The sequence below is a fragment of the Muriicola sp. Z0-33 genome (assembly GCF_026126425.1).
In the GTDB taxonomy this organism is placed as follows: Bacteria; Bacteroidota; Bacteroidia; order Flavobacteriales; family Flavobacteriaceae; genus JAFMPW01.
In genome coordinates this window covers 288,122-308,816 of record NZ_JAFMPW010000003.1, presented here as the reverse complement: position 1 = coordinate 308,816, position 20,695 = coordinate 288,122, and the positions used below count along the sequence as shown (strand labels likewise).

General features: G+C 38.8%; 24 protein-coding genes. 19 read left to right on the top strand and 5 right to left on the bottom strand.

What is annotated here, in order from left to right; translation table 11 throughout:
- On the bottom strand, positions 1-696 hold the full coding sequence (locus tag J1G40_RS07080; protein ID WP_265241909.1) for a tetratricopeptide repeat protein: 696 nt from the start codon (positions 694-696) through the stop codon (positions 1-3).
- Positions 697-908: 212 nt separating this feature from the next.
- Here J1G40_RS07080 and J1G40_RS07075 point away from each other — a divergent pair, with 212 nt between their 5' ends.
- The 13 genes from J1G40_RS07075 to J1G40_RS07015 all read left to right on the top strand — a co-directional run bounded on the left by J1G40_RS07075 (position 909) and on the right by J1G40_RS07015 (position 11,127).
- Entirely contained in the window at positions 909-1,802 is an 894-nt protein-coding gene (locus J1G40_RS07075) for a hypothetical protein (RefSeq protein WP_265241908.1), read from the top strand.
- Between the two features lie 152 nt (positions 1,803-1,954).
- The gene (locus tag J1G40_RS07070) at positions 1,955-2,584 is read left to right on the top strand and encodes a low molecular weight phosphatase family protein (protein ID WP_265241907.1); all 630 of its coding nucleotides are present in this window, start codon (positions 1,955-1,957) and stop codon (positions 2,582-2,584) included.
- Positions 2,577-3,356, top strand: a complete 780-nt coding sequence (locus J1G40_RS07065) for an MIP/aquaporin family protein (protein ID WP_265241906.1) — start codon at positions 2,577-2,579, stop codon at positions 3,354-3,356. Before J1G40_RS07070 ends, J1G40_RS07065 begins: the two co-directional genes overlap by 8 nt.
- Positions 3,357-3,438: 82 nt before the next feature.
- On the top strand, positions 3,439-4,407 hold the full coding sequence (locus J1G40_RS07060) for a zinc-binding alcohol dehydrogenase family protein (protein WP_265241905.1): 969 nt from the start codon (positions 3,439-3,441) through the stop codon (positions 4,405-4,407).
- A 14-nt stretch (positions 4,408-4,421) separates the two neighbouring features.
- Positions 4,422-5,309, top strand: coding sequence for a pirin family protein (locus J1G40_RS07055; protein WP_265241904.1), 888 nt, complete (start codon positions 4,422-4,424; stop codon positions 5,307-5,309).
- 44 nt (positions 5,310-5,353) lie between these two features.
- Entirely contained in the window at positions 5,354-5,905 is a 552-nt protein-coding gene (locus J1G40_RS07050; RefSeq protein WP_265241903.1) for a dihydrofolate reductase family protein, read from the top strand.
- Between the two features lie 128 nt (positions 5,906-6,033).
- Positions 6,034-6,822: a DUF1080 domain-containing protein gene (locus tag J1G40_RS07045; RefSeq protein WP_265241902.1), complete on the top strand. Its 789-nt coding sequence runs from the start codon at positions 6,034-6,036 to the stop codon at positions 6,820-6,822.
- Positions 6,823-6,858: 36 nt separating this feature from the next.
- On the top strand, positions 6,859-7,632 hold the full coding sequence (modA, locus tag J1G40_RS07040; protein ID WP_265241901.1) for a molybdate ABC transporter substrate-binding protein: 774 nt from the start codon (positions 6,859-6,861) through the stop codon (positions 7,630-7,632).
- The gene (locus tag J1G40_RS07035; protein ID WP_265241900.1) at positions 7,625-8,029 is read left to right on the top strand and encodes a TOBE domain-containing protein; all 405 of its coding nucleotides are present in this window, start codon (positions 7,625-7,627) and stop codon (positions 8,027-8,029) included. The genes modA and J1G40_RS07035 overlap by 8 nt, the downstream gene beginning before the upstream one ends.
- A complete protein-coding gene (modB, locus tag J1G40_RS07030; RefSeq protein ID WP_265241899.1) occupies positions 8,023-8,697 on the top strand; it encodes a molybdate ABC transporter permease subunit in 675 nt (224 codons plus the stop codon). Before J1G40_RS07035 ends, modB begins: the two co-directional genes overlap by 7 nt.
- Positions 8,694-9,581: an ABC transporter ATP-binding protein gene (locus tag J1G40_RS07025; protein ID WP_265241898.1), complete on the top strand. Its 888-nt coding sequence runs from the start codon at positions 8,694-8,696 to the stop codon at positions 9,579-9,581. The genes modB and J1G40_RS07025 overlap by 4 nt, the downstream gene beginning before the upstream one ends.
- A gap of 119 nt (positions 9,582-9,700) precedes the next feature.
- Positions 9,701-10,024: a TfoX/Sxy family protein gene (locus J1G40_RS07020; protein WP_265241897.1), complete on the top strand. Its 324-nt coding sequence runs from the start codon at positions 9,701-9,703 to the stop codon at positions 10,022-10,024.
- 26 nt (positions 10,025-10,050) lie between these two features.
- Positions 10,051-11,127, top strand: a complete 1,077-nt coding sequence (locus J1G40_RS07015) for a Gfo/Idh/MocA family protein (protein WP_265241896.1) — start codon at positions 10,051-10,053, stop codon at positions 11,125-11,127.
- 35 nt (positions 11,128-11,162) lie between these two features.
- Here the strand turns inward: J1G40_RS07015 and J1G40_RS07010 are convergent, their stop codons facing one another.
- Both J1G40_RS07010 and lysA read right to left on the bottom strand, forming a co-directional pair.
- Entirely contained in the window at positions 11,163-11,696 is a 534-nt protein-coding gene (locus J1G40_RS07010; protein WP_265241895.1) for a thioredoxin family protein, read from the bottom strand.
- Between the two features lie 177 nt (positions 11,697-11,873).
- A complete protein-coding gene (lysA, locus tag J1G40_RS07005) occupies positions 11,874-13,115 on the bottom strand; it encodes a diaminopimelate decarboxylase (protein WP_265241894.1) in 1,242 nt (413 codons plus the stop codon).
- 110 nt (positions 13,116-13,225) lie between these two features.
- Between lysA and J1G40_RS07000 the strand changes: the two genes are divergently transcribed.
- The 4 genes from J1G40_RS07000 to J1G40_RS06985 all read left to right on the top strand — a co-directional run bounded on the left by J1G40_RS07000 (position 13,226) and on the right by J1G40_RS06985 (position 16,421).
- Positions 13,226-13,918, top strand: coding sequence for an LON peptidase substrate-binding domain-containing protein (locus J1G40_RS07000; RefSeq protein ID WP_265241893.1), 693 nt, complete (start codon positions 13,226-13,228; stop codon positions 13,916-13,918).
- A 164-nt stretch (positions 13,919-14,082) separates the two neighbouring features.
- A complete protein-coding gene (gene sucC / locus J1G40_RS06995) occupies positions 14,083-15,276 on the top strand; it encodes an ADP-forming succinate--CoA ligase subunit beta (protein WP_265241892.1) in 1,194 nt (397 codons plus the stop codon).
- A gap of 240 nt (positions 15,277-15,516) precedes the next feature.
- Positions 15,517-15,852 carry a hypothetical protein gene (locus J1G40_RS06990; RefSeq protein WP_265241891.1) on the top strand — a complete coding sequence of 112 codons (336 nt, stop codon included), beginning with the start codon at positions 15,517-15,519 and terminating at the stop codon, positions 15,850-15,852.
- A 239-nt stretch (positions 15,853-16,091) separates the two neighbouring features.
- Positions 16,092-16,421, top strand: coding sequence for a hypothetical protein (locus J1G40_RS06985; RefSeq protein ID WP_265241890.1), 330 nt, complete (start codon positions 16,092-16,094; stop codon positions 16,419-16,421).
- Between the two features lie 42 nt (positions 16,422-16,463).
- On the opposite strand, the gene J1G40_RS06980 is transcribed toward J1G40_RS06985, so the two are convergent.
- A complete protein-coding gene (locus J1G40_RS06980) occupies positions 16,464-16,811 on the bottom strand; it encodes a DUF1456 family protein (protein WP_265241889.1) in 348 nt (115 codons plus the stop codon).
- Positions 16,812-16,947: 136 nt separating this feature from the next.
- Here J1G40_RS06980 and J1G40_RS06975 point away from each other — a divergent pair, with 136 nt between their 5' ends.
- Both J1G40_RS06975 and J1G40_RS06970 read left to right on the top strand, forming a co-directional pair.
- Entirely contained in the window at positions 16,948-17,349 is a 402-nt protein-coding gene (locus tag J1G40_RS06975) for a TerB family tellurite resistance protein (protein ID WP_265241888.1), read from the top strand.
- Positions 17,350-17,582: 233 nt separating this feature from the next.
- Complete coding sequence (locus J1G40_RS06970) at positions 17,583-18,011, top strand: Hsp20/alpha crystallin family protein (RefSeq protein ID WP_265241887.1); 429 nt, start codon at positions 17,583-17,585, stop codon at positions 18,009-18,011.
- Positions 18,012-18,652: 641 nt separating this feature from the next.
- Here the strand turns inward: J1G40_RS06970 and uvrB are convergent.
- Positions 18,653-20,641, bottom strand: a complete 1,989-nt coding sequence (gene uvrB, locus J1G40_RS06965; RefSeq protein WP_265241886.1) for an excinuclease ABC subunit UvrB — start codon at positions 20,639-20,641, stop codon at positions 18,653-18,655.
- Between the last annotated feature and the right edge of the window lie 54 nt (positions 20,642-20,695).

Below are 20,695 nucleotides of genomic sequence, written 5' to 3'. Positions count from 1 at the left end.
TTATTTTTTATAAGCTTCCACAAAAGCCTTGGCCCTTCTGTTGGCGTTGTTAAGTTCTAATGCTTTTGAATAGTTTTCAAAAGCTTGCACGCTGTCTCCAGCCTTTAAAAAGGCTTCTCCCAGACTGTCATATACATTATCACTATCGGGGTATAATACCACGTTAATTTTAAACACCGCTATGGCATCATCGTATTCTTCATTACTCAAATATTTATAGCCAAGGCTATTAAATTCCCTTTCATTAATCAGAACACTTGTGGAGTCTTGCATTTGGATCTGAATATAACCTCCAAGCGCTTTATCATATTCCTTATTTTTAAGATACATGCTTGGGGATTTAAAACTGTCATCCACTTTTAAATAATCGTAGGTGATTTCACTTTCGTCCTCTTTAGATAGCACAGACAAATACCTTTCTTTAGTTTCCGGATGTTGCACAAAATGCAATTTTTCATAGATCTGTTCTACAAAAAAAGTGTTTTCATCCAGGGCCAGTGGTTTAATCTTTTCTGCGCCTCTCCAGTTCAAATAAAGGGTGTTGTCCTGGTAAAACACTTCAATAACATCATCCTGGTTGTAAAGGTAACGTCCGGAGGTTGCGGCAATATGTTCAGGAGAATAATCTATGCCATTAGAGCAGCCAATAACAATGACAAATATGAGCGCAGGAAATAATAAGGTTTTGAGTTTCATTTTAATTTGATGGGTTAGCTAAACAATCAATTATTTATGAAATATAAATCTCATTATAAATGAGACGCCTCTATTTGATTTTTGTTACGGTTTTATGAAGAAAAATCAGATTACAATTCAAAGTGGTGAGGTCTATTTAAGTTGGTCGTCACTAACAGAGAGTTGTTCTTTTTAAGGCCTAATTTGATTATATTTAGTATAGATACTGTTAAATGAAAATTGATTTTAAAATAGCACTCTTTATTACCATTCTAATTAGTTCAATTAAGACCCATGCACATCCTGGAGGAAATATGATAACGGTTGGGGAGCATGTATTATGGTCCTATGTTAGCCCAATTGATGATACTCAGCATCATGCCTGTGTGATGATATGGAGACCGGGAGCAGAACCAGAAATACTTTTAAAATCAGAATTTGCTGCGAGCGATTACTTTTTTTATGCAAATGGCAGCAGTATTTACATAATTGAACAGCGATACATCCAATCGAATGATACTTTTGATATTAGGGTACTTAAAACCCGTATAGGGGAACAACCCATTGTAATGTGGGATTGGTTTACAGATAGATGGAGAATAGGGGATGGGGGCTTTTTTATGAAATCTGAGCAGGAAATTGTTTTTGGTCGTTATCCATACGTGTATTGCCTTAAAAGAGGTCAAAACCCCGAAAAATTCCTGGAGTTCGAGGCGCCGGTTAAAAGAATACGTGCAATAAATAATAATTTAATATTGCTGCTAGGCGATAATTCTTGTTGGTTGGCCAACAGAGATGGCAAAATAATCAGGACCTGGTCCAATTTGCTCGATGTTCAAATAAAGGACGCTCCGTTAAACAGAAATCAGATATTTGATGCAGATTTTAAAGACGGAGAATTACTGCTGGCGTACTGGGGAAACAGATCATTTGATGTTTTCAATAGCAAAGGGGTGCGCAAAACCCTATTGCAAATACAAGCACCACAAGTGCCGCATTGGGTGGCATTCTATGGAACTGAAAAGTTGTTGTTTTCATCCAGGTTAGATTTTAGCGGAGCTGCGCCAACCCCCAATTTAATCTTGTATACAGCCCATGATGAAAAAGTGAGTGTCTGGAAGAAGTAAATGGCTAATAGAGTCCGTCACATGGATAGTTACAATTCCTGTGTTAGAGAATAATAAATAAAAAGTTATGTTAGGGTTATTGGAATTGGAAATTTTAGGAACAAACAACTTTTAGAATTAATATTGTCATTCCATCAAAAAAATAAACCCACATGCATGCCATGGTATTCGAAAAGATCCAAAAGACAATCAATTCTTTAGATACTAAAAGTATCCCGGAACGGCGTAAAAAGATACTTCAACCTTTGATAGATTTCTTGCAGTCTAAGGTAAATGCCGGCCAGAAGATCCGTTTAAATTTTATATGTACCCATAATTCGCGCAGAAGTCACCTCTCACAAGTTTGGGCACAAACTATGGCATATTATTTTAACGTAAATAATCTCAGTTGCTATTCCGGAGGAACCGAAGCAACCGCTCTTTTTCCCATGGTGGTTACCACACTAAAGCAATCGGGTTTTGAAATTCTAAAACTATCAGAAGACAACAATCCCATCTACTGTATAAAATACGCAGACAATGAACATCCAATTATGGGATTTTCCAAAGAGCTGGATAGCGAATTTAATCCCAAAGCCGCATTCGCCGCTATTATGACCTGCTCTCAGGCAGACGAGGGTTGTCCTTTTGTTGCAGGAGCAGAAGTGCGTTTTCCTGTCACCTATGAGGACCCTAAAGCTTTTGACAATACAGAACAACAGGCTGAAAAATATCATGAGCGAAGTCTTCAAATTGCCACTGAACTGTTTTATGTGTTCTCCTTAATTCAGTTGAATGAATAGTTTTAAAGAATACCTAGGTGAATTTATCGGCACTTTAATCTTAGTTTTATTTGGTTGCGGCGCAATAGCTGTAGCAGTGCTGTTTGATGGATTCGGAAGTTTATTGGAAGTTGCTATCATATGGGGGATTGGGGTGGCCTTAGCCATATTTTGTGTAAGAAACATATGCCCCGCCCATATTAATCCGGCCGTAAGCCTAGGAATGTGTATGTCTAATAAATTATCTTTTAAAAAGCTCCCGTTTTATATACTTAGCCAGACTTTAGGAGCTTTTGCTGCCGCAATTTTAATATTTGTAATCTTTAATGACAGTATTGCTTTTTATGAAAATGCCAATGCTATTGTGCGGGGCGGTCCGGATTCTTACAGATCGGCTATGATGTTCGGGGAATTTTTTCCTAATCCGGGTTTTGCGGATTTCATTAAAATTACTCCTCTAAAGGCCGGGTTCATGGAAGGACTTGGCACATTTATACTGGTTTTTGTGATTTACAGATTAACAGAGAAGAAAGCACAAATTGATAATTTAACTCCGGTTTTAATTGGTCTGACTGTGACACTTTTAATATGTTTGATTGCTCCATTTACCCAGGGGGGATTTAATCCTGCAAGAGATTTTGCACCAAGGATTGTAGCTTATTTCGGTGGCTGGGGAATTTCTGCATTTCCTGAATATCCATTGAGCTTTTTTAGTGTATATATTATTGCTCCGCTTCTTGGAGGAACGGCGGCCAGTTTGTTTAATAGGTTATTGGAAAAGAATTCTAACTAATACGAGGCCTTTTAATTTGATTATGGACCGAGAATGGCAAACTAAAATGTATTTTTAATGAAACAGCCATTAAAAAAGCATTATGAAAGCAGCCGTTACAACCAGGGCCGGTGATCCGGATGTCATTAAAATTCAGGAAGTTCCCATGCCTGTTGTGCATCCTGGCTGGGTACTCATCCAGATAAAGGCATTTGGCCTAAACCGATCGGAACTCTTCACAAGGCGGGGAGATTCTCCCGGAGTTCAATTTCCGAGAATACAGGGCATAGAATGTGTTGGAATTATAGAGAAAGACCCATCCGGTACTTTTGAGAAAGGACAGCAGGTTGCTGCAATAATGGGAGAAATGGGCAGATCTTTTGATGGAGGCTATGCCGAATTCACTACTGTGCCATTGAAAATTGTTTTTCCCTTTAAGAGCAAATTGTCCTGGGAAACTATTGGCGCCATACCTGAGATGTTTCAGACCACCTCAGGTTCTTTAAATGAGGCCCTCGAGATTCGGGAAGGAGAATCTTTATTAATCAGAGGGGGTACTTCTTCCATTGGGATGCTATCTTGCCAGCTTGCCAAGGCAAAAGGTCTGAAAGTTATATCTACTACGCGAAATCCTGAAAAGCGGCAGGCTTTATTGGAAAATGGAACAGACCATGTGGTCATTGATGACGGCCAGATTGCGGAGAAAGTAAAGGAGATATATCCTTCTGGGGTTAATAAAGTGCTAGAATTGGTTGGCACTACTACCTTAAGAGATTCATTGCGAAGCATTGCCCATAAAGGGGTTGTTTGTATGACAGGTATTTTAGGAAATTCCTGGACCATAAAAGATTTTTCTCCTATGTATGATATTCCATCAATGGGGAAATTAACTATCTATGCCGGGGATGCTGCAAACCTCTCAAAGGAATTGCTACAAGAGTTTATAGATGAAGTGGAAAAGGGCAATATCAATTTAAATATAGACAGGGTATTTTCATTAGATGAAGTAGCTATTGCCCACCAATATATGGAAGACAATAGGGCCAAGGGAAAATTAGTGGTGAAGATTTAAGTACATTTAAAATCATGGCAAATAACAAACTTTTAGTCAATGAGCGACAAGCGGATCTGGGAAATTTTATGGTTGGGAGATTGCTGCCATTTCGCAAGAAACGCCAAGTGGGGCCTTTTACATTTATTGATCATATGGGACCTGCAAAAATGGGAGATGGCAAATACGTAGATGTGGATCAACATCCTCATATTGGCCTAAGTACACTTACCTATCTCTTTGAAGGCGAAATAGAGCATAAAGATAGTATTGGAACCGTACAGTTGATTACTCCTGGAGATGTTGGCTTTATGACTGCGGGGAGCGGTGTCACACATACAGAGCGGACTCCGAAGCACAGGCGCGAAGGGCAGGAATTTATCATGCATGGCTATCAGATTTGGGTAGCCTTACCCCGGGAAAAAGAGGAAATAGCACCGCACTTTGATTATTATCCGGGCAAGGATCTCCCGAGCTGGCAGCAGGGGCTGCTTAGCATAAAACTAATTGCCGGAAATGCCTTTGGAAGGTCGTCTCCTTTACAAGGGTACTCGCCGCTGTTTATGGTTGATATATATGCCGAAAAAGCAACAACATTAGATCTGAGTGGTCAGCTCAATGGGGAAGTAGCTTTTGTTATAGTCCGGGGATCTATTACGGAAAGCAGCGGAAAAGTCGAGGCAGGGCAAATGCTCATCAGTAAGACCAATGAACAATGTGAAATATGCCTGGAAGAAGGCACTCAACTTTTGCTTTTTGGGGGTGAACCTCTGTCACAAGAACATTACCTATTATGGAATTTTGTATCCCACAGTAAAGAGCGACTGCTAAAGGCCAAAGAAGATTGGAAAAACAAAAAATTTCCTCAAGTGGCCGGGGATACTACTTATATTCCTATTCCAGAGTTACGACCCAAGTCTTGATTAATGTTTATTGGACATAAAAGTTTTATTTATGGAGATTAAAAATGACAAAAGCTGACTCTAAAATTACTGTTCATATGGTTGCCAGTCTTGATGGCTTTATAGCTAAAAAAGACAATAGTATTTCCTGGATGCAATCCGCAGACAATTACGAGCAAGGTGTTACCCTTACTGAAGAACGCATTGCAGAGGTGTTAAATGCTATAGACTGCTATGTTATGGGTTCAGCGACATATGAGCATGCCCTGGAGCATGGCTGGCCTTATGGGGATGTTCCTACTTTTGTGCTAACCAACAGGGCTTTAAAATCTGATAGGGCAACTGTAGAATTCTACTCCGGGGACTTGCCCAAACTTGTGAACAACCTTCTGAAACCCGGCTATAAGAACATTTGGATGGTAGGAGGAGCCAGTTTAACCAAAGACTTTCTTCGTTTAAAATTGGCAGACGAATTAATCATTTCAATGCTACCGGTCTTACTCGGAGACGGATTGTTGTTTTTTGACTATATAGGGATAGAACAGCAATTGCACCTTAAAGACCTGACGGCATATAAAGACGGCATGGTGGAAATGAGGTATCAAATAATTACCTAAAATTTAGTCGGTGGCTGGGATTGCCTTTAAACCTGTTTGAAATGCACATCGAATAACTTACCTTTAGTAAGTGTCAGGGGACAACGCTGTTATTCTCTGAATTCATGGTAGAACTAAAAAAAACTAATATGAAACATCTGCTTTTATCTCTTGTGGTGGTACTGACATTTGTTAATTGTACCGAAAAGAAAAGCGAGTGGAAAGTCCTTCTAGTTGATGACTCCCTGGACGGCTGGCATATTTTTCAGGATGATGGAAACAAAAAGGGATGGATTGTTGAAAATGGCGTCCTCATATTTAACGGGGTTTCAGATATGGAATCCGGGGAAGGGGATGCAAGCTTACTTTCCGACGCCATTTATGAGAATTTTGAAATACAGTTCGATTGGAAAATAGCCCCCTGGGGCAACAGTGGATTTATGTGGGGGGTACAGGAAGACAAGAAGTACAAATATCCCTATCAAACCGGCCAGGAGGTGCAAATCCTGGATGCTGCTATTTACGAAGATCCTCATTCGGCACTGGGAGGTGAAATGGAAATACAAAATGCATTAGAAGATTTAGAAGCACGTAAACATTTCGTTGGTGCATTATATGATTTATCGGCACCTTCAGAAGCTTTAAAGGTTAATCCGGCCAATGAATGGAATACGTATCGTATAAAGATTGATTATCGCAGCAATATTGGTGAGGTTGTCCTCAATGGGGAACTTATCAATTCTTTTCCTCTTCGGGGTCCGGAATGGGAGGCCCTGGTTAAAGAAAGTAAATTCGGCAGATCGGATGACAAGGAGTCAGAATATCTTGGGGAAGCCCGCTGGAGTGGATTTGGAAAATTCTCCAAGGGAAGTATTTGTTTTCAGGACCACCCCGGAATGGTTTCCTTCAGAAATATTAAGATCCGCGAACTGAACTAAATTTGAATTCAGAATCGATTCAAAAACGGCATATAAATGAGCTGTCACAGAGGAGTATTACTTTTAATAACCATCGCTTTCCTCTTTACCTTTTCTGGCTGTACTGATGGTGAGAAAAATCCAAAAGTAACGATAGCTGCCGCTGCCAATATGCAGTATGCCATGAGGGCAATAGTTAAACAGTTTGAAAATGAATCGGGGATCAAATGCGATTTAATAATAGGCTCTTCCGGCAAATTAACTGCACAAATAACCGAAGGTGCACCGTATGACATTTTTGTGTCTGCGGATATGAAGTACCCTTTAGCACTTTCCAGTGCTGGTTTAGCGCATGAACCCCCTCAAAGTTATGGCTATGGGCAGTTGGTGCTCTGGACAACCATTGAAGGATTGCAACCTTCAATTGCCCTGTTAAAAGAAAACTCAATTCACCATATTGCACTGGCAAATCCACAAATTGCACCTTACGGTAAGGCCGCCATTGAAGTATTAGACCATTATGACTTATATGATAGCCTGGACCATAAATTAGTATATGGGGAAAGCGTTTCACAGACCAATCAATTTATTTCATCCAAATCGGCAGAACTTGGTTTTACGGCAGCGGCCGTAGTTTTATCTCCCGAGTTAAAAGATAAAGGCAGTTGGATACCACTCGATAGTGCCTCCTACAAACCAATACAACAGGGAGCGGTGCTAATAAAAAGAGATCAGACCCATTTAGCCGATATAAAAGAATTCTATGCATATTTGTTTTCCCAGGAGGCTAAATTGCTATTGAAAAACTATGGATATTTAACAAATGAATAGTCTAAAAGGACATATAGCTGAAATCACAGTTAACGGAAGCATGTCTTTGGTGACACTGACATTAGGGGAGGCAATAACTCTTAAAAGTATCGTTATAGACACTCCTCAAACGGCACCTTATCTTCAGGAAGGGGTAGAACTAAATTTGCTCTTTAAAGAAACCGAAGTGGTTATTGCTAATGATGATATTCCTGGTATCAGCATGCAGAATCAAATTCCGGCAACCATCAGTAATATAGAAATGGGAGTATTGCTGAGCAGGTTGGTACTGCAATCTGCAGCAGGAATAATAGTTGCTGTAGCGGCTGCAGAAGCCATCCGTAAAATGCAATTGAAGGAAGGGGACAAGGTAATAGCATTGATAAAACTTAATGAAATAATACTATCGGAATGTTAGACTGGTCTCCTTTAATCCTGACATTTAAACTGGCGGTGGTAACCACCATATTTTTGTTGTTGCTGGGAATTCCACTGGCTTATTGGTTAAGTAAATCCAAATCTCGTATCAAGCCGGTAGTAGAGACCCTGGTGAGTATGCCTTTGGTACTTCCGCCCACGGTGTTGGGATTTTACTTTTTGGTAGCCTTTAGCCCCGGTAATGCATTTGGTGCATGGCTAGATAGTTGGTTAGGCGTAAAATTATTATTCTCATTTCCCGGACTGGTAATAGCCTCGGTTTTTTACAGCCTGCCTTTTATGGTGCATCCTATACAAGCCGGACTGTCTGGGTTACCAACTTCGCTGACAGAGGCTGCATTTGTTTTGGGAAAATCTAAACTCAGTACGCTGTTTAAAGTTCAACTCCCCAATATTAAAGCCTCTTTGCTAACAGGGATTGTCCTTTCCTTTGCACATACCATTGGAGAGTTTGGGGTAGTTCTTATGATAGGGGGCAATATCCCCGGAGAGACCAGGGTAGCTTCAATTGCTATATATGATGAGGTGGAAGCTCTGAATTATGGAGCTGCCAATTTTTACTCTTTGGTACTATTTGGCATAACTTTTTGCATACTGCTTGGGGTATATCTGGTGAATGGGAAGTATATCAAAAGATTTTGGAAATGATCGAGTTAGATATTGGGAAAAAATTACGGGCAGCAGAGGGCATAATGCACCTTAAGCTTAATACTGTCATTGAAAAAGGACAATTGATTACCCTTTATGGCGAATCAGGAGCAGGTAAGACTTCAACCTTAAGAATGTTAGCCGGACTTATGAAGCCGGATAGTGGTAAAATAATTGTGAATGGAAGAACCTGGTTCGACGCTGAAAATAAAATAAGCCTGAGTCCACAAAAGCGGAAAATTGGCTATGTTTTCCAGGACTATGCTTTATTCCCGAATATGACGGTTCGCGAAAATCTGGAGTTCGCCTTGCCGAAAGGGGAGTCTGACCATATTATTGCGGAACTGATCAATATCATTGAATTAGAAGCATTACAAGATATAAAACCAGACAAGCTTTCTGGTGGTCAAAAACAAAGAGTCGCATTGGCAAGGGCATTGGTACAGCAACCGGAAATTCTCCTACTCGATGAACCTTTGGCCGCACTGGATAACAAAATAAGGCTAAAGCTGCAAGATTATATTCTTGATGCACATCGGCACCTAAACCTTACCACAATACTTATTAGTCATGATATTGGTGAAATTATCAAGCTTTCTTCCAAACTTTATATTTTGGAAAATGGGAAAATAATCCAACAAGGGCACCCGGAAGAAGTATTTATGAACAGGAGGATAAGTGGCAAATTTAAATTTACAGGCGAAGTACTGAAAATAGAGCAGGAAGAAGTGGTGTATATTGTAACGGTACTTATACAATCTGATCTGGTCAAGGTCATAGTTCAGGAACCGGAAATTAGAAATTTAAAGATAGGTGATAAGGTAGTGGTGGCCTCTAAAGCTTTCAATCCTATTCTTTATAAGGTTGAAACTACAATGGATTAACAGTATTTTTCCTATATTTAAGTACCATGTTGCAATAGAAGCGCGCAAATGGAAAAGATAAATTTATATCCTTACCGAGAGGAGTGTAAAGAGGTGAACAGGCAAATGGAGTTAACAATATGTGGGAAAAAAAATTGGCAATTTATGATGCACTGGTCGCCAAATGTCCCAGATTTGAGCGAAAGGGTAAAACCATGCCCTATACCTCTGCTAATGGATATATGTTTTCATTATTGAATAAAAATGGTGGATTGGGGATTAGGTTTTCAAAAGAGGTACAAGAGAAATACCTAAAAGCCTTTAATACTACTTTATATACATCTTATGGTGCTACAATGAGAGGATATATACTTATCCCTGAAGAAATGTTGGAAGACCTGGATACTCTTGCCAAGTACCTCAATGAAAGTTATGAATACGTACTAAGTCTGGAACCTAAATAAACATGTTAAAACCATTATTATACCTAATGGTCCTGCTGATCGCCGGAGGTATCCAGGCCCAGGAAACGCCATTAAGACTGGGAGTCGCTGGCCTTACACATTCACACGTACATTGGATACTTGGGAGAAAGGATCATACAGACGTTAAACTGGTAGGCATTGTTGAACCCAATAGGGAATTGGCGTTGCGCTATTCTAAGCAGCATGGATTTTCAATGGATATTGTCTTTGATAATCTTGATGATTTAATCACCAATACCCAGCCCCAGGCAGTCGCGGCATTTGGTTCTATATTTCAGCATTTAGAGGTGGTGGAGACATGCGCTCCAAAAGGTATACATGTGATGGTTGAAAAACCATTGGCAGTGAATCTTGAGCATGCACAAAAAATGGAGTTACTAGCCAAGAAGCATAATATTGTATTGCTAACCAATTATGAGACCAGCTGGTATCCCACCAATAAAAGAGCCTATGATTTGCTGCATGACGGCAAAGTGGGGGAGTTGCGCAAGGTGGTGATCAGAGACGGACATAAGGGTCCTAAGAAGATAGGGGTCAATAAAGAGTTTTTGGAGTGGCTTACAGATCCTGTGCTTAATGGAGGAGGTGCGCTAATGGATTTTGGATGTTATGGAGCCAATTTAATGACATGGTTGCAACGGGGTGAGAAACCGCAAAGTGTAACCGCAATTACCCAGCAATTGCAGGCTGAAAACAATCCCAATGTTGATGATGATGCTACAATTATATTAAAGTATGCTAAGGCAAACGCCACTATTCAGGCTTCCTGGAACTGGCCCATAGGCAGGAAAGATATGGAGGTCTATGGTGAATATGGTGCCATCTTTGCAGATGATCGCAATAACTTAAGAATCCGGATCTCTGAAGGATACGACGGGTTTGATGAAGAAACTATATCGCTGGAAGAAAGGCCGGCTCCATATGATGATCCTTTTTCATTACTGGCTGCAGTAATTAATAAGGAGATTGTCCTGACTCCCTTTAGTCCTTATACTTTGGAAAATAACATGATAGTTATGGAAATTCTTCAAGCCGCCTCTGAAAGTTCAAAAACAGCGAAGACTGTTTTTATAAGGCGTTGACTATTATAGGTTTAAACTGCCTATTTTGGTTTCAATTATTTTACCTGCCCGCTATAGGTTTTCCAGTCTTTTTCTTTATAGATATCATCGCCAAAATATTTAGCAATGTTAAGAAAGGGTTTGGGCTTTTGATAACCTGGTACCGGAGAGAGCATATTGAGTTTTTCATCCAAAAATACTACGGTAGGATAGCTTAGACGCCCTTGAAGTAGGGCAGCTGCCAATTCATGATAGCCTCTTTTCCCTGCAGCCACATATTTATAGGTCTTTCCTTTAAATTCTATAGGCTCTTTGCCTTCTCCGTCCATCTTTACCATATAGAAATTGTCTGTCATATATTTGGCAACAGTGGCGTTCTGAAAAGTGTCTTTATCCATTTTTTTGCACCAACCACACCAATCTGTATAGACGTCTACAAATATCTTCTTCGGTTTTTTGTCGTTTGCGGCTAAAACAGCGGCTTCATCCCAGCTAAGCCATGTCACTTCCTGGGCGTTGACCGTGAAGGAGATAAGGCCAAAAACCAACAGAAGCACAAATTTTGATAATGATGGGGTGAAAGTTTTCATTGTATCTTTTTGAGGCATTAGTCCAAATACTGTACCAAAACTAACGAAAAATCAGGTAGAATATTTTGATCAGCCCATTATAACAAGAAAAAGCGCATAGGCAATATCACCCTAAATAATGGAAGATCTTAGTAACCAAACCATAATAATAAGGTAGATTTTTGAATTTTATCGCGATTATTTAACCAGGAGCTTTTTATTATTCTGCTCAAAAAGGTCTTTTGCATCTACTTGATTTTTGATCAGATCATCAAAAGTCTCTCGCTTGCGAATAAGTACGGCCTTCCCGTTATGCCAAAGTACTTCTGCCGGACGATATCTGGAATTGTAATTACTAGCCATAGTAAAGCAATAGGCCCCGGCATTTTTAAAACACAAGATATCTCCTTCACTAATTTCATTGATCCTTCTGTTATTGCCAAAGGTGTCTGTCTCACAGATATACCCCACTACACTATAGTAGCGTTCCCTGCCTTTTGGATTAGATATGTTTGTAATCTGATGAGCAGCACCATATAACATTGGCCTGATCAAATGATTAAAACCAGAGTCTACACTTGCAAAAACTGTTGAGGTAGTCTGCTTGACTACATTTACCCTGGCCAGAAAATAGCCGGCTTCGCTTACCAGGAATTTTCCAGGTTCAAAAGCCAGTGTAAGCTCTTTGCCGTATTCTTTGCAGAACTCATTGAAACGCCCACTAAGCTTTTGCCCTAGTTCTTCAATATTGGTCTGGATATCTCCTTCTTTATAGGGAACCTTAAACCCACTGCCAAAATCTATAAAATCCAAATCTTTAAAGTTTTTGGCCGTTTCAAATAAGATTTCGGAGGCGTATAGGAAGACATCAATATCAAGGATATCGCTTCCGGTATGCATATGAATCCCGTTAATATGCATTTTGGTAAGATCTACAATCCTCAATAAATGTGGAATCTGATGAATGCTAATGCCGAATTTTGAATCTATATGCCCTACGGAAATATTAGAATTTCCGCCTGCCATTACATGTGGATTAATACGGATACAAACAGGAATATCCGGATGCTTGCTTCCAAATTGCTCCAATATTGAGAGGTTGTCAATGTTTATTCTTACTCCCAGCGCAGCTGCTTCCTCTATCTCTTCCAAAGAAACTCCGTTGGGAGTAAAAATAATATCCTCCGGCTTAAAACCCGCTAAAAGGCCAAGTTGTACTTCCTGAATAGATACCGTATCCAGTCCGCTGCCCAGACTATTCATTAGCCGCAGTATGGTAATATTGGACAATGCCTTTGCAGCATAATTTAATTTTAACTTTTGAACACTGCCAAAGGCATTAGTAAGACGATTGAACTGAGAAATAATTTTTTCTGAGTCGTATACGTAAACAGGATCGCCAAACTTCTTAGCAATATTTAATAAATTTGAGGGTTTCATTTGCTTCTGCTTTATTACAAAGCTAGGCCACCAGAAGGTGTTGAACAAAAAAAAATCAACATATATTAAAAAATACAACATTTTGTTATATTTATAACAAATCTTATTTTATGTATGGTTTGCGACAGTCTGATGCGCTTTGTATTTTTAAAGAAAATAAGCTGATGAAATTACCAATGTTTCCTTTGCAGTCTGTATTCTTCCCTGGGGAGAAGGTACCCTTGCATATTTTTGAAGATCGTTATAAGGATTTAATCAATGATTGTCGGTCAGAAGCTATAACTTTTGGGATTCCGGTATATATAAATGATAGTATAGCATATGGGACCGAGGTACAGCTTATGGAGGTCGTAACCACCTATGAGAGTGGGGCAATGGATGTTGTCTGTGTTGCGAGACAAGCATTTAAAGTACTCACCTTCGACAATGAGATGGACGGTAAACGCTATGCGGGCGGCGTAGTGCAGTTTCTGGATAATGTAAATGATGGTGAAAAGGAATTGAAACTCAAAGTGCTCGATAAGATTGAAGAACTTTATAACCTCATGGATGTGCCTTTTACTGCTATGCCAATAGATCATTTTAATAGTTATGCCCTTGCACATAAAATGGGACTTTCATTTGAACAGGAATACGAACTACTGCAACTTCCTAGAGAAAGTGAGCGACTTAGTTACATAAAAGCGCATTTAATTGGTACTATTCAGGTGCTGAAGGAAGTAAACAGAACCAAGGAAATCATTGATATGAATGGACATTTCAGAAATTTTGACCCCCTTGATTTTAAAGATTTCAAAGTGTAAATAGCTTATTGACAAAAACCCTGAAAGTATAGTTGATTAAAAAACGCTGAACTCTGAATTGGTATATATTACAATTTAGATTTTTTTTATATGGGGGTAGTAAATCATTAGTGTAAATGCCTGCGGTTTCCTATTTTTGCAATCGAACCTAAGAACTATTTTTTATGAATCTTCACGAGTATCAGGGAAAGGAAATATTGGCCAGTTTTGGTGTGCGTGTGCAAAGAGGAGTTGTTGCACATAATGCCCAGGAAGCTGTTGAGGCGGCTAAGCAACTCACACGGGAGACCGGAACATCATGGCATGTAATCAAAGCCCAGGTTCATGCAGGCGGCAGAGGAAAAGGCGGCGGTGTTAAACTTGCTAAAAATCTTGGAGAGGTTGAAGAGATTGCCGGAAATATCATAGGCATGCGTCTTATTACCCCCCAAACTTCTGCTGAAGGAAAGAAGGTACACCAGGTATTGGTAGCTGAAGATGTGTATTATCCGGGAGAAAGCGAAACCAATGAATTTTACATGTCGGTATTACTCAATAGGGCAACGGCAAGAAATATGATCATGTATTCCACAGAAGGGGGAATGGATATCGAGAAGGTAGCTGAAGAGACCCCGGAACTGATATTTACCGAAGAAATAGATCCAGCCACTGGGCTATTGCCTTTTCAGGCCAGAAAGGTAGCCTTCAATCTTGGTCTTTCGGGAACAGCTTTTAAAGAAATGACAAGATTCGTAAGTTCTTTATACAAAGCATTTGTAGAAAGTGATGCCAGTCTTTTTGAGATAAATCCGGTATTGAAGACTTCAGATGATAAGATTATGGCAGTAGATGCTAAAGTAGCCATAGATGATAATGCGCTATACAGAAGAAAACAATACGCAGAAATGCGGGATCTAAGAGAAGAAAATCCTATTGAGGTAGAGGCGAGATCGGTAGGGCTAAATTATGTTGACCTGGATGGTAACGTTGGTTGCATGGTCAACGGTGCTGGCCTGGCCATGGCAACTATGGATCTTATAAAAATGGCAGGAGGGGAACCCGCAAATTTCCTTGATGTAGGCGGAACCGCAGATGCTAAAAGAGTGGAAGAGGCGTTTAGGATCATTCTTAAAGATCCGGCAGTAAAGGCCATTCTGATCAACATATTCGGGGGAATAGTCAGATGCGACAGGGTAGCCCAGGGAGTAGTAGATGCATACAAGAATATGGGAGATGCCATAAAAGTACCTATCATTGTTAGGTTACAGGGAACCAACGCTGAATTGGCCAAAGAGATTATAGATAATTCCGGACTGGCCGTTCATTCTGCTGTACAATTTCAGGAAGCCGCGGATAAAGTTAAGGAGGTACTTAGTTAGGAAGACAAACAATATCCATCATAAGAAAACAGCGCTTTATAGCGCTGTTTTTTTTGCTTTTTACTGCACTTTTTATAAGTAATCCTGCGTTTTAAAATAATATTCTGATAAATTATTATAACATTAACACCGTAAGTAGTTAATTATTAGTTAAACGAAATAAATAGGGTAACATTCGTAATAAATGATCGTCTATTTGTATAATTCATCAATTAATTAACATTTTAAATCATCATCATCATGAAAAAACTCAGTTACATTATGGCGGCAGTATTAGTATTGTCGTTAAGCAGCCTAACGGCGGCTGAAGTCGTAAAGCCGAAACCAGCAAAAAGTTTAGCTTATCAAATCAAAGACCTTATTGGTAATGACGCAATACAGGTTGAGAATCAGGATTTAAAGGGAAGAGTTTTGTTCACTTTAAACGAGGACAGGGAAATTGTCGTTCTGGATGTCCAGGCCGATACAGAACAAATGGAGAAATTGATTAAAAACAGACTCAACTACAAAAAAGTGGATGTTAGCAATTTTAAAGAAGGGAAAAAATACGTAATTCCTGTACTGGTTACCTCTTAAGTTTATAATTCAGGAAACACCTAACCGTGTTTCCTGAATATTTTCTATATCATATCATATTTAAATAAAAAAAATGAATTGTGTAAGAGTTGCCAGACCTGCTGATTTACAATCACTAAAAGAAAGGGGGTATTGATTAAAATTATGTTAAAATTAATTTTCAATGTAACATATTTAAATTCAGGTCGTCTTTTATACATATTCATCAATTAATCATTCAATCATTAAACAAACAAATCATGAGAAAATTCAGTTTATTATTCGCAGCAATGTTACTTTCAGCAGGAACTCTTTTAGCAAATGCTGACAAACCCAAAAACCCAAGCAATGACCTATCTGCCCAAATAGGGGAATTATTAGAAAACAATTCTTTTATCGTTGATAACGATTTAACGGCAGAAGTTAAGTTTACAGTAAATGGAGATCGGGAAATTGTAGTGCTTTCAGTAGATACTGACAACGCTAATTTGGAAAGTTTTGTTAAAAGCAGATTAAACTATGAGAAAGTAGAATTACAGGAATACAGAGAAGGTAAGACCTATACTGTTCCGGTAAGAATAACAGAATAAGAAACAACTGTTAGATCATTAAAATCCTGACTATAAGAATAGTCAGGATTTTTTTTTGTTTTTATATTTCACGTTTCCCAAAATGGGTTTTTGCCTGCTTTTATTCTCTGAACGTGGTTTTGACCGTGCTGTTTTTGTTTTAAACAAAACATCTCCTGGGTTTCTGGGATGTTCTTTGGTGCCTCTTAAATGAATCACCAAACCATTGAGAAAGTTTCTTAAAACCTGATCTCCACAGGCTCTGTATTTCGGGTGATTTTCGCTCCTGCAAAATGCTCCAATCTCGCTTTTAGAGATTCGGAAATCTACCAATTTTAGAATTTCTACAATCTCATCATCTCTCAGTTTCAGGGCAACCCTCAATTTCTTTAGAATATCATTATTGGTCATCGTAGATCTTTTGTGCAAGTTATTATAAAAATTTCAGGAGCACTGAAGAATGTTGGTTTTACTAAAAAAGTATACGAAACCCCATATTTTGTAGTTATATTAGGGTATAACTGCTTGCCAACCAATGTCCTAAACTATGAATTCCTTAAAGGAGAAGTTAAGTATCTTGTCTGAAATGATCGCCTTTGCAAGGACCGATCACGAAATAAAGGACGCCGAATACGATTTTCTATTGGGGGTAGCTGCGTTACTTGGTGTGGATAAAGCCGCATTTGACACCCTTCTGGATACTAAAGTGGAAAAAATTATGCCGAAAACCCAGGCAGAAAGAATACTGCAATTTCACAGACTGGTACTGTTGATGAATGTTGACCAGGAACAACATCAATTAGAAATTGGCAAATTGCATAACGTAGGCCTGGGAATGGGATTGCCTCCATCCGCTATTGAGCAGGTTTTAACTGTAATGCACAGATATCCAAATAAAGTGGTGCCTCCTGATGTGCTTATCAATATTTTTAAGGCACATTATAACTGAAGTAAGTACTAAGATGGCCAGCTAAACTTCAGGCCTGGTAACCGATTATTCCTTTTCTGCATTTCACTTCTCTACAATTTTATCGCATTTACGCCATTATGGCACTATTACACCTAGGTTTAGCGACAAAAAGGCAGTAAAATGATTATGGTATATCCTTTGACCTATACTTATCGAACGAAAAAAATCAGTTAAACATAACGGTCTTAGGATCTGTTTTAAAAAGAAAAGATATGAGTATTATTAGAAGAAGCAATTTGGTTTTTCCTTCTTTGATGGATGAAATATTTAAGCCCGATTGGTTTGGGGGTATGGAGAATTCTGGCGGAACACTACCAGCTGTGAACATCAAGGAAAATGAAAAAGATTATGAACTGGAACTTGCAGTGCCTGGAATGAAAAAAGATGATTTTAATGTTGAGGTAGACAATAACATCATGACTATCTCAGCCGAGGCAGAAACAGAAAGCAAGGTTGAAGAGGAAAATTACACCCGCAGAGAATTTTCACGCACATCATTTAAAAGGTCATTTACTCTTCCAGAGACAATTGATGAAGATAAGATAGACGCTTCCTATGTGGACGGAATTTTAAAGTTTACATTACCTAAAAAAGATGAGGCACTTCCCAAGCCTAAAAGAATGATTTCAATTGGGAAATAAAAAATAACATTGTGTACTACCCATTCGGGTTTGCACATTAGTTGGTTTGTTTGGTTAGTTAGTTGGAGAGCGCTTCATCTCATTATAGATGCGGCGCTCTTTTTTTATAATATGAGTTAGTTAGAAATGAGTACTGAAGAATTATTGTCTTTAAAATATATCTTCGCCTCAGAATACAACAAGCCGTAAACTCATTTCTGTTTTAGAAAAGCGGTATTAAAACCCATAATTCAGATATAGATTTAGACCATAACTCTATTGTGAAATAGGTAAATAGGGGAGACCTTTGATAAGGATTATTTCCAAATTATTATTGATGAAATATCAGCATTATTTTCCTTCATAGTATGGCAAATATAACACCTTATTTCAACCGGCAATTAAGACCTGATCTCCTAATTTTGATACTGGAAAAATCAGGTGATTTCAGAGGCGGAATCCACAGTTTCTCATAAGAACATTCTGCAGGTGATAAAAGTTCAAAATAGTAACGAATTGAGGCTGAAATCGATAAAAATTAGGTTTTAGACTTGTCTAAAAAAAGTATATAACTATTTTAAATTCAGATATATAATTTATATTACTTAGATATATAGTTTATATTTTGGTGTATTTCACTAAACTTCCGTAAATTTAAGTAATTACTGCTGTTTTTGAAGTGTTTTTATCTCATCTCTCAGCTTGGCGGCCTGCATAAAATCGAGTTCTTTTGCTGCCTTTTCCATGGCCTTTCTTTTGTCTCTAATGAGTTGCTCTTTTTGGGCCTTGGTCAGATAATTAATGTCTGGTTCAGCTGCCCGTATTTCCTCCTTTTCAAAATGAAAAGTAGAGACCGAATTTTTTGCAAGGGCATTGTCCAAACTCTTATTTAATGCTTTAGGAGTTATGTTGTTTTCCAGATTGTAATTTATTTGTTTCTCTCTCCTGTAATTAGTCTCGTCAATTGTTTTTTGCATACTGACGGTAATCTTGTCGGCATACATTATTGACTTTCCATTGAGATGTCTGGCAGCTCTTCCAACAGTTTGTGTAAGTGATCTGTTGCTTCTTAAAAATCCTTCTTTATCTGCATCCAGAATTGCTACAAGAGATACCTCCGGTAAATCAAGACCTTCTCTGAGTAGATTAACACCGATAAGAACATCAAAGATGCCTTTTCTGAGGTCTTGCATAATTTCAACACGCTCCAGAGTATCCACATCACTATGTATGTACCTGCACCTAATTTGGATTCTTGCGAGATATTTGGCAAGTTCTTCTGCCATCCTTTTGGTAAGGGTGGTAACAAGGGTACGCTCATCCTTTTCTACTCTTTGTTGAATTTCTTCTACCAGGTCGTCAATTTGATTCTGACTAGGTCTTACTTCAATAACCGGATCTAATAACCCCGTTGGCCGTATTACCTGTTCAACATAAACGCCCTGACTATGTTGAAGTTCATAATCCGCTGGTGTAGCACTTACATAGATAACCTGATTTTGCAAAGCTTCAAATTCCTCAAATTTCAAAGGCCGATTATCCATTGCAGCTGGCAATCGAAAGCCATAATCTACCAGATTTTCCTTTCGGGAACGGTCACCTCCGTACATTGCATGTACCTGGGGAATGGTGACATGACTTTCGTCTACTATCATCAGATAATCATCCGGAAAGTAGTCTAATAAACAAAAAGGCCTGGTTCCTGGTTCCCGGCCATCCAGATATCTGGAATAATTCTCAATTCCGGAACAATACCCTAATTCACGTATCATTTCGAGATCGAAATTGGTACGTTCTTCCAGTCGTTTAGCTTCCAATGGTTTCCCAATTTCCTTAAAATAACTCAATTGCTTAACCAGATCTTCCTGAATAAGATGAATGGCATTTTGTAGAATATCCGGTGAAGTAACAAACATATTAGCCGGATAAATATTCAGGTTCTCATAGACTTCTATTAATTTATTCTTAAATGGATCAAAGGCCTCAATTTCTTCAATTTCGTCTCCAAAAAAATGAATTCTGAAAGCGTGATCCGCATAACTTGGAAAAACATCAACGACATCTCCTTTAACCCTGAAATTGCCATTTCTGAAATCGGCCGTCGTTCTGGAATAAAGACTTTGAACCAGCTGATGTAAAAATTTTGTCCGTGAAATTACCTGGTCTTTATGTACAGAGATGACGTTCTTCTGAAATTCTACCGGGTTACCTATTCCATATAGGCAGGAAACGGAGGCCACTACCAGTACATCTCTTCTTCCCGAGAGTAGGGATGAAGTGGCACTAAGGCGTAATTTCTCAATATCTTCATTTATAGACAAGTCTTTCTCTATATAAAGTCCACTCGTTGGGATATATGCCTCTGGCTGGTAGTAGTCATAATAGGATACAAAGTATTCCACTGCATTTTCCGGAAAGAATTGCTTGAACTCGGAATAAAGTTGCGCTGCCAGCGTTTTATTATGCGCCAATACCAGTGTGGGTCGCTGTACTTCTTCAATCACATTTGCTACTGTAAATGTTTTCCCCGAACCTGTTACACCTAAAAGGGTCTGATACCTTTCATTAGACTCTATTCCTTCTGTTAATTGCTGTATGGCCTGCGGCTGATCGCCTGTGGGTTTAAAATCCGAAACAACTTTAAATTTCATTTTTTAAAAATACAAAAGGCAGATGGTTTCAGGCAAAAGATTAACTGCTAATAT